Here is a 9719-nt window from a genome sequence, read left to right as displayed (position 1 = left end):
CGCTAGCCGACGGTCGCGCGGTACAGGTCGGGTTCGATGTAGATCAACTTGGCAGCGGGGACAGAGTCCCGGACACGGGCCTCGGCCTGATCGATCGCCGCCGCGACGTCCGCGATTCCCGAGCCCGGCGATATCGCAACCTTGGCTGCGACGAGAATCTCCTCGGGTCCCAGGTACTGGGTGCGGCAGTGGATCACCCGTTCGATCCGGTTGCCGTCGACGAGGGCCGCCAGGATCCGATCCTCCTCGTCCTGCGTGGCACCTTCACCGATGAGCAGACTCTTCATCTCGATGATCAGGACGATCGCGATGATGCCCAGGAGCGCTCCGATGAGAAGGGTTCCGATGCCGTCCCACACCGGATCGCCAGTCAGCATGGTGAGCCCGACACCGCCCAGCGCCAGGACGAGGCCGACGAGTGCACCGGCGTCCTCGAGCAGGACGACCGGCAGCTCGGGCGTGCGCGACGTCCGGATGAAGTGCCACCAACTGGCGTTGCCCTTGAGTGGACGCGATTCCCGAACTGCGATCGTGAAGCTGTAGGCCTCGAGCGCTATCGCGGCCATCAGAATGATGACGGCCACGATCGGTGACGACAGATCCTCGGGGTGTTGAATCTTGTGGACACCCTCGTAGATCGCGAACAGCGAACCGAGGGTGAAGAGCACCAGTGCGACGACAAAGGCGTAGAAATAGCGGTTGCGCCCGTAGCCGAACTGATGGAGCTTGTCGGCCTGCTGCTCGGCCCGGTTCTGGCCGACCAACAGCAGCCCCTGATTGGATGTGTCGGCCACCGAGTGGACCGATTCTGCCAGCATCGACGACGAACCCGTGATGGCAAAGCCCACGAACTTGGCCACCGCGATTCCTGCGTTCGCCGTCAGTGCCGCGAAGATCGCCTTCCTACCCCCGCCAGCCGACACCGGACACACCCCTCGTCAGGCGTCGACCGCGCCTACGCCGGCCAAGAACAACTGGGCGTGTTCAGCACAAGCCTGGATGTGAACCTCGTTGTCCGACGCCGAGATCCAAGCTGCTGTCCCTCGCTCGAGCATCAACGACTGCGAACCGCAGCCGACCTTGGCCGCGCCGGACGTGCACAGCAGAATCTGTGGTCCGTCAGGTCCGAAGGTCGTTGCTCCGGTCTCGGTTCCCGAGGCATCGAGGTCGATACGTGAGAGCCGGAACTCCGGTGCCGGAGTCTGGTACCCGACCTCCCTGACGTTCTCGGTCGCGATGGGAGTCAGTACCGGGACGTCGACCGACTCGAAGTCGAGGACCCGCAGCAGCTCCGGCACATCGACATGCTTGGGTGTCAGCCCGCCTCGCAGGACATTGTCCGAGTTCGCCATGATCTCCACTGCCGTGCCATGGAGATACGCGTGCAGGTTGCCGGCGTCGAGGAACAGACCCTGCCCTGGTTCGAGCGTCACCCGGTTCAGGAGCAGAGATGCCAGGATTCCGGCGTCGCCCGGGTACCACTCGCTGAGTTCGAGCGCGGTCCGAGCCTCCTGCGCGAATTCGAGGTCCCCGGCTTCGGTTCTCGACAGGTAGGCGACACAGCCGTCGAGGACGGGTGGGACCAACGCCGCAAGCGCTTTCGGCGGCAACGTGATCCAAGTGGTGAACAGTGCGCGCAGACCGCCCGAATCGGGTTGGCCGGCGAGCAGACTTACGTACGGCTCGAGTTCCGGGACGTTCAGGGCACCGAGCAACCGTACAGACCGATGCGGATCTCGGAAGCCGGCGAGTGCTTCGAATCGCGTGAGCGCCACCACCAGCTCAGGCTTGTGACTCGCATCGGGGTAGTTGCGCTCGGCTGAGTCGACCGGAATACCTGCTGCCTCCTCGCGCGCAAAGCCCTCACGAGCCTGATCGGCGCTCGGATGTGCCTGCAGCGAAAGCGGCTCTTCTGAGGCGAGAACCTTGAGCAGGAACGGCAGCCGCGCACCGAACGTGGCGACGCACCGGTCGCCGAGCTCCCGGGTGGGGGCATCGTCGATGACATCCCGCAGAGACCGCGTGGCGCCGTCTTCGATGACATGTGCGGGGTCCGCGGGGTGGGCGCCGAGCCACAGTTCCGCTTCCGGATGGGCGCTGGGGCTCGGGCGGCCGCTCAGCTCCGCAAGCGCGGTTCGTGACCCCCATGCATAAGAACGGAGCGCACCTTCGAGTTGGCGCACTAGTTACCGCCGATCAAACGTAGGTATGCCGCACTCATCTCGAGCCGGCTGGCGAGAACTGCAATCTGCTCTAACTCTCCACGTGCGACAGCTGTTGTCTCCGTGGGGGATCCCGGCGGCCCCAGTGGACCGGCTTGATCCGACGCCGCGACGACGACGTCGGCATCGGGCAAAGCAGCGACCCGGCGTTCGACGGCCGGCCGATTCGCCTCCGAAGCCAAGACGAACACACGCAAAGGCATTCCGGGCATCGGGCCATCGATCTGCTCGTCGTGGAAGAGCGAGTCTTCGCCGGTCGGCCTCGAACCCGCGGCGGTGAACAGGGGCCCGGCTGTGAGAACCTCCGACAGGTCTGCCGCAGCGGCGACAGCGCCGCCGGTGCGCAGGAGGACCTCAGTTCCGTGTCGGGCCAGGTGCGTGGTGGCGCGGGTATCGCCACTGAGAACGACCCTGCGCCGTCGGATACGCGCGGCGAGCGACTTGGCCGGATTGTGGAAGACCTCGTTGCGCGGGTGATCGCGCAGCGCCTCGTCGTCGACCGCTTCCGCGAGGCGGCCCAGGTCGGGGCACACCGCGGCCACCCGCTCGGACTCGATCGCGATCAGGACGGCGAGAAAGACCGCGACATACCGCAGCAGCCCGTGATGGTCGGGTACCGCAACCCGCGGCGGCAGGGTGGTCGCACGGCCCGCGCCCGCGGCGCGCAGCGGCCCCTCGTCCGGAGCGGCGACCACGACCTCAGCGCCGCGTCCCAACGCGCGGTCCACGGATTCGACGAGCCGCGGATCACCGGCGTCGTCACCGGCCACGACGACCACATCGAGGGGCCCGACCCACATTGGGGTTCCCACGCTCTCGACCAACGGGATGCCGATCCGGCTACCGACCGCGGCCGTCAACAATTCGGCCGCACGTGACGCGCATCCGTCGCCGGTCACAAGCACCACACTGCGAGGTTGCAGACCGTGCAGTCGCGCGAGGCCGTCTTCCTCCACCGTGGCCTGGGTAGCACGGATCTGCGCACCCCCGAGCGCAGCGAATCGGAGCGAGCCATCGACGTCCGCCGCGAGCAGAGCGTCAACGTCATCGAGATCGAGCAGAGACGACGGAGCTGTCATCACCGACACACCTCCCTTTCTCCCTCTCCCTGTACCTCGACGAGTTCAGGTGACTCGAGTATCCCAGCAACGCGCGGACTAGGCGCGAACTGCTCCCAGGATCTCTGCGACGAGTTCATCAACCGCCTCAGGGGTCCGCGCCTCGACGTTCAGCCGTAGCAATGGCTCCGTGTTGGATGCGCGCAGGTTGAACCATGCCCCGTTCGCGAGATCGACGGTAACGCCGTCGAGCCGATCGACGGCGACCGCGCGGTCGGCGAACAGGTCGAGCACGGCGGCCGTGCGCTCGGCGGCATCGGCCACAGTCGAGTTGATCTCACCGGACGCCGCGTAGCCCTCGTAGGACTGCATCAGTTCCGACAAAGTCCGTTCCTGCTCGCCGAGAGCCGCCAACACGTGCAACGCCGCCAGCATGCCCGAGTCGGCGCCCCAGAAGTCGCGGAAGTAGTAGTGCGCCGAGTGCTCACCACCGAAGACGGCACCGGTCTCGGCCATCTGCTGCTTGATGAACGAGTGCCCAACCCGGGTGCGAACCGCCGTACCACCGAGCTTCTCCACCAGCTCGGGGACGAACCGTGACGTGATCAGGTTGTGGATTATGGTGCCGCCGGACTCCTTGGCGAGTTCACGCTCCGCGACCAGGGCGGTCACCGCCGAGGGCGAGACCGGATCGCCCTTCTCGTCGACGACGAAGCAGCGGTCGGCGTCGCCGTCGAACGCGAGTCCGACGTCCGCACCGGTCTCGCGTACGAGAGTCTGCAGATCCACCAAATTCGCTGGATCGAGAGGGTTGGCTTCGTGGTTCGGGAACGAGCCGTCGAGCTCGAAGTACAGCGGCAGGACCGTCACCGGCATGGGGCCGAACACCGCCGGGACGGTGTGTCCGCCCATCCCGTTGCCGGCGTCGACCGCAACTTTCAGCGGGCGCAGCCCGGTCAGGTCCACCAGCCCACGCACGAAGGCAGCGTACGGCTCGAGCAGCTCGTCCTCGGCGATGGTCCCCACCGGACCGTCGTACGCGGGCACGCCCTCGGCGACCTCTCGAGCGATCAGATTCAGACCCGTGTCCTGACCGACCGGCTTGGCGCCGGCACGGCACAGCTTGATGCCGTTGTACTTGGCGGGATTGTGGCTGGCAGTGAACATCGCGCCCGGGCAGTTCAGGATCCCCGACGCGAAGTACAACTGATCGGTCGATGCCAGTCCGATGTGTACGACGTCGAGGCCCTGTGCCACGACTCCGTCGGCGAACGCTCGCGAGAGCGTGGGAGACGACTCGCGCATGTCGTGGCCGATCGCAATCCGTGTCACGCGTTCGCCGCCGACCTGCTCGTCGCGCATCAGTCGAGCGAACGACGCACCCACGTCGCGCACGAAGTCCGGATCGATCTGCTCGCCCACGACACCACGCACATCGTAGGCCTTGATCACGGCATTCACGGATTCGGCGGATCGAGTCACTGCTGCTTACTCCTGCTGTTCATTGATGCGACACACTGGTCGCACCGGTCTACTCGGCTCGGTGTGGTGAGCGAGTCGAATCGTCGCACCGAGCCTAGTGGTCAGCGCCCCGATTGCGCCTCCCCGGGCGTTATGTCGAATTTCGTGGTCGGGGCCGACGCGGGAGTAAGACTCCGAGGCGACCGGTGAAACAGCGCCACCGAGGTGAGATGCTCAGTTGGCGGGGTCGGGAAGGACCCGGAGATGACCGCGACGACCGGTGCGTGCAGTGGGAGTCGTCGATGACGACGCAACACCCGGCCGCGACTCGGCCGATCCGGACTCGGCACCGGCGCGCTCACGCAAACCCGCCTCACGTACGGCCTCAGCGAGAGCCGTCAGATCGTCCTCGTCGGGAGTGCTGGAGGAGAATCCGCCCTCGTACCGCACCAGCTCCCACCCCTTGGGTGCGGTGATCCGCGAGGCATGGGTCTCGCAGAGGTCCCAGGAGTGAGGCTCCGCGACCGTGGCCAGCGGCCCGACGACGGCGGTGGAATCGGAATACACATACGTCAGGGTCGCAACAGCGGGGTTCTTGCACCCGGGCCGGCAGCAACGACGTAGTGATCTCACAAGTAAAGAGACTAGCCCCCGGCGTCGGGTAGACCTACCGGGACACACCGACGGACGGAGCCCGAACCACGGCCGACCCCCGCGGCGACGCCGGCCGACGGGAGGTGCCGGCCGTGGATAGCGGGGGGCGCTCTGGTGCCCCGCTGTAATCTCGCCTGCATGGCAAGAGCACGTCGTTCCCGCCCGCTGACATCGCGTTCGGTCGCGCGGCGAGGTCGTGGGATCCGGGGACCACTGTTCCCGCCGGATCTGCCCGCGGCGCGGACACGTGCGGAGAATTTCGATCACACCGTTCTGGGCGCGTTCGAACCGATCGATGCACGGTGGCACGATCGGCTCACCAAACTCGACATCGCGGTGGACGACGTGCCACGAATCCGGGCCATCGACCCGGACTCGGTGAATTGGCCGCCGGAGGTGGTGGCAGACGGGCCTGTCCCGTTGTCGCGACTGATTCCGGCCGGAATCGATCGCCACGGGACCGCGACACGCGCACGCATCGTTCTCTTCCGGCGACCGATCGAGTTGCGTGCCAAGGATCCTCAGGACCTCGAGGATCTCGTTCACGACGTACTAGTCGAACAGGTCGCGACGTACCTCGGTGTAGGCCCGGAGGTCGTCGACCCCGAGGTACCCGGGGCCGACGACTGAGGGCCGACGACCGATTCCGGTCGTCAGACGATTCCGCGCTTGAGGCGCCGGCGCTCACGCTCCGAGAGCCCGCCCCAGATTCCGAATCGCTCGTCGTTTGCCAGCGCGTACTCGAGGCACTCGTCTCGAACCTCGCACCCCATGCAGATGCGCTTGGCCTCGCGTGTGGACCCACCCTTCTCCGGGAAGAATGCCTCGGGGTCGGTCTGCGCGCACAGTGCGCGGTCCTGCCACTGCTCCTCGTCGTCGTCGAACATCGCGGCGAAGCCGGGGATCAGGCTCAGCCGGGGAGCAGTTTCTCTCAACTCGAGACCATCGGAGCCGACGCTGGCTGCAGCGTCCGCATCGGAATCGGTCCGCGGTATACCGCCGATCACGCTCAGGGGAGTGTCGAACTCGTATTGCTGGTGTTGCATCGCTCCGCCTCCTCACCTGTCCACAGCGCACAATTGGATCGCTCTCGAATCCTGTACTGCCGTTCCCACCCCGACAACCGTCCGGACAAATGCCCGAACGATGGTTCGAGCCGAGGGCCGTTCCAAGTGAACTCGCCCCTCGAACTTGGAATGACGTACATGTGATTAGACATGCCGTGGCGTGTCGGGTCAAGCGGAATCGGAAATGTTCGTTTATGATTCCCGCCCCACGCACGCGTGGTACACCTCGGCCGATGAGACGGCGCCGTCTGGCGCACAACACCACCGATAGGCTTCAGGTTGTGAACGTGACTGTATTGGTTGGTGGCGTCGGAGGGGCTCGTTTCCTCCAAGGTGTTCGAAGTCTGCTCGGCGGCGCGACCGGGGGTGACGCATCGAAGAACCCAGGTTCGTCCGCCGACACCGAGCACCGGATCACCGCCGTCGTCAACGTCGGCGACGACGTTTGGATGCACGGCCTGCGCATCTGCCCAGACCTAGACACCTGCATGTACACCCTCGGCGGAGGGATCGACCCAGCGCGCGGCTGGGGCCATGTCGGCGAAACCTGGAATGCGAAAGAGGAACTCGTCGCCTACGGCGCTCAACCGGACTGGTTCGGCCTCGGCGACCGTGACATCGCCACGCACTTGATCCGCAGCCAGATGCTGCGCGCCGGCTACCCGCTGTCGGCCGTGACCGAGGCGCTCTGCAATCGGTGGAAGCCCGGCGTCGCACTGCTACCGGTCAGTGACGACCGCTGCGAGACACACGTCGTCGTCACCGATCCCGAGGACCCCACCGGTGAGCAGCAACGCGCGATCCACTTCCAGGAGTGGTGGGTCCGCTACCGTGCGCAGGTGCCGACGCACAGCTTTGCGCACGTCGGCGCAGAGCAGGCAAAACCGGCGCCTGGGGTCGTCGAAGCGATCGAGTCCGCGGACGTCGTCCTGCTCGCCCCGTCGAACCCGGTCGTCAGCGTCGGCGCAATACTGGCCGTTCCCGGGATCCGTGGGGCGCTGCGCACCACCAAGGCCAAGATCGTGGGCCTGTCCCCCATCATCGATGGAAAACCATTGCGTGGCATGGCAGACGAGTGCCTCGAGGTGATCGGTGTCGAGACCTCCGCCGAGGCGATCGGCCGTCACTACGGCGCGCGCTCGGGCGCCGGCATCCTGGACGGCTGGCTGATCCATTCCACCGACCAGGCCGACGTCCCCGGCGTCGAGGTCCGCAGTGTCCCGTTGCTGATGACCGATCCCGAGGCGACGGCGGAGATGGTCCGTGCCGCCCTCGACGTTGCCGGAGTGAACTTGTGAACGACCGAAATCACAGCAGTGAGACTGTGACCGTTCAAGACCACGGCGCCGGCCGGGCGATCGAGATCCTACCCGTCGCCGACCTTCCCGAATTCCGACCCGGCGACGATCTTTCAGCGGCGATCGTCGAGGCGGCGCCCTGGCTCGCCGATGGCGACGTGCTCGTCGTCACGAGCAAGGTGTTCTCGAAGGTCGAGGGGCGGATCGTCGCCTCCCCCACCGACCCCGAGGAGCGCGACGCCGCCCGACGGCGCCTCGTCGACCAGGAAGCCGTCCGTGTTCTGGCCCGGAGGGGGCGCACACTGATCACCGAGAACAGGCTGGGCATCGTCCAAGCGGCATCGGGGATCGACGGGTCGAATGTCGACGGCGCCGAACTCGCCCTGCTGCCGGAGGATCCGGATGGCAGCGCACGAAAGCTTCGCGCGGACATCAAGTCTCGACTCGGCGTCGACGTCGCGGTGGTAGTCACGGACACGATGGGACGCGCCTGGCGGGTCGGCCAGATCGATGCGGCGATCGGAGCGGCGGGCGTCCCTGTTCTGCACGCGTACACGGGAACCGTCGACAGCCAAGGCAACGAATTGTTCGTGACCGAGGTCGCAGTGGCCGACGAGATCGCGGCCGCCGGCGATCTCGTCAAGGGCAAGCTCGGTGGCGTGCCCGTCGCGGTCGTGCGCGGCCTCGGGCTCGACGATGACGGCTCTGCCGCCGAGAAGTTGATCCGCCGGGGACCCGAGGACCTGTTCTGGCTCGGTACCGCGGAGGCACTCGAGCTGGGCCGTCGCGAAGCGCTGCTGCTGCGCCGCTCGATCCGCGAGTTCTCGGACGAGCCGGTCGCCCCCGAGGCACTGCGGGACTCGATCGCAGAGGCCCTGACCGCTCCCGCCCCGCACCACACCCGTCCGGTGCGGTTCGTCTGGCTGCGCAGCGCCTCCGTCCGCAGCCGTCTGCTCGACGCGATGCAGCAGCGCTGGCGCGAGGACCTCGCGGGCGACGGCCTGAGCGAGGACCGGATCGAGCGTCGAGTGTCGCGCGGCGACATCCTCTTCCGCGCCCCGGAGGTGGTGATCCCGTTCTGCGTGCCCGACGGCGCTCACGACTATCCGGACGAGCGGCGCACGCGTGCCGAGGCGACGATGTTCACCGTTGCGGTCGGGGCGGCGGTACAGGGCCTGCTGGTGTCGCTCGCGACCCGCGGCGTCGGCAGCTGCTGGATCGGGTCGACCATATTCGCGGCCGAGACCGTCCGGGCCGAACTCGGCCTGCCGGCCGACTGGCAGCCCCTCGGCGCGATCGCCGTGGGCCATCCCGTCGAACCGCTGTCGCCCCGTCCCCCGGTGACGCCGGGCGACGCCCTGCTGGAACTGTAGGTGACGGCGAAATGACTGCACGATCGCTGCACGCGTCCGCGCGTGAGGTCCTCGTGAACTGGTGCACCGATTCCGAGGCCGCGGAATCGTTGCGGCACACGATGCTCGCCTTCCTGGACTCCGCGCCGGACGGCTGCCTGCGCTCACACGTTCCGGGGCATATCACCGCGTCATCGCTCGTCCTCGACGAGGGTGGCTGTCACGTACTGCTGACGCTGCACCCCCGCGTGGGACGCTGGATACAACTGGGTGGGCACTGCGAGGAGAGCGACGACACGGTCGTCGAGGCGGCCCTGCGGGAGGCACGGGAGGAATCGGGCATCGAGGATCTGCGGATCGACACCGCGTTGTTGTCGGCGCACACGCACCCGATCACGTGCTCGCTCGGTGTCCCGACGAGACACTTGGACCTGCGGTTCCTGGTCAAAGCGCCGGAGGGAGCGCCGATCACTATCAGCGACGAGTCCCGAGACCTGCGCTGGTTCCCCGTCGACGATCTGCCCGACGGGGCGGAAGCGGACACGATCACCCACCTGGTCCGGATGGCCGCCACGCGCTGAGTGCGGCGGCCGTCGGCCGGTTCAGC

10 protein-coding genes are annotated in these 9719 nt (G+C 67.0%); 4 read left to right on the top strand and 6 right to left on the bottom strand.

Annotated features, from left to right (window positions below):
* Window positions 1-2: 2 nt before the first annotated feature.
* The 5 genes from EGT50_RS01075 to EGT50_RS01055 form a co-directional block, all read right to left on the bottom strand.
* Window positions 3-923: a cation diffusion facilitator family transporter gene (locus tag EGT50_RS01075; RefSeq protein WP_127950768.1), complete on the bottom strand. Its 921-nt coding sequence runs from the start codon at window positions 921-923 to the stop codon at window positions 3-5.
* Between the two features lie 15 nt (window positions 924-938).
* Window positions 939-2183 (bottom strand): mannose-6-phosphate isomerase, class I, encoded by a 1245-nt coding sequence (manA, locus tag EGT50_RS01070; protein ID WP_127950767.1) that lies wholly within the window; start codon window positions 2181-2183, stop codon window positions 939-941.
* Entirely contained in the window at window positions 2183-3301 is a 1119-nt protein-coding gene (locus EGT50_RS01065) for a tobH protein (protein ID WP_127950766.1), read from the bottom strand. The genes manA and EGT50_RS01065 overlap by 1 nt, the downstream gene beginning before the upstream one ends.
* Before the next feature lie 78 nt (window positions 3302-3379).
* Window positions 3380-4762, bottom strand: coding sequence for a phosphomannomutase/phosphoglucomutase (locus EGT50_RS01060; protein WP_127950765.1), 1383 nt, complete (start codon window positions 4760-4762; stop codon window positions 3380-3382).
* 213 nt (window positions 4763-4975) lie between these two features.
* Complete coding sequence (locus EGT50_RS01055) at window positions 4976-5374, bottom strand: DUF3499 domain-containing protein (protein ID WP_127950764.1); 399 nt, start codon at window positions 5372-5374, stop codon at window positions 4976-4978.
* Between the two features lie 159 nt (window positions 5375-5533).
* Here EGT50_RS01055 and EGT50_RS01050 point away from each other — a divergent pair, with 159 nt between their 5' ends.
* A complete protein-coding gene (locus EGT50_RS01050; protein ID WP_127950763.1) occupies window positions 5534-6025 on the top strand; it encodes a metallopeptidase family protein in 492 nt (163 codons plus the stop codon).
* Between the two features lie 23 nt (window positions 6026-6048).
* On the opposite strand, the gene EGT50_RS17125 is transcribed toward EGT50_RS01050, so the two are convergent.
* Window positions 6049-6282: a WhiB family transcriptional regulator gene (locus EGT50_RS17125; protein WP_206615728.1), complete on the bottom strand. Its 234-nt coding sequence runs from the start codon at window positions 6280-6282 to the stop codon at window positions 6049-6051.
* Window positions 6283-6743: 461 nt separating this feature from the next.
* On the opposite strand from EGT50_RS17125, the gene cofD reads away from it, so the two are divergent.
* Genes cofD through EGT50_RS01030 form a run of 3 tightly spaced genes read left to right on the top strand, consistent with a single transcriptional unit; the run spans window position 6744 to window position 9693 of the window.
* Complete coding sequence (cofD, locus tag EGT50_RS01040) at window positions 6744-7760, top strand: 2-phospho-L-lactate transferase (RefSeq protein ID WP_127950761.1); 1017 nt, start codon at window positions 6744-6746, stop codon at window positions 7758-7760.
* 26 nt (window positions 7761-7786) lie between these two features.
* Window positions 7787-9133, top strand: coding sequence for a coenzyme F420-0:L-glutamate ligase (locus EGT50_RS01035; RefSeq protein WP_408014571.1), 1347 nt, complete (start codon window positions 7787-7789; stop codon window positions 9131-9133).
* 11 nt (window positions 9134-9144) lie between these two features.
* Window positions 9145-9693, top strand: coding sequence for an NUDIX hydrolase (locus EGT50_RS01030; RefSeq protein WP_127950759.1), 549 nt, complete (start codon window positions 9145-9147; stop codon window positions 9691-9693).
* Window positions 9694-9719: the final 26 nt, after the last annotated feature.

It is taken from the genome of Rhodococcus xishaensis (assembly GCF_004011825.1).
GTDB lineage: Bacteria > Actinomycetota > Actinomycetes > Mycobacteriales > Mycobacteriaceae > Prescottella > Prescottella xishaensis.
This window is presented reverse-complemented; position numbering and strand designations above follow the sequence as displayed.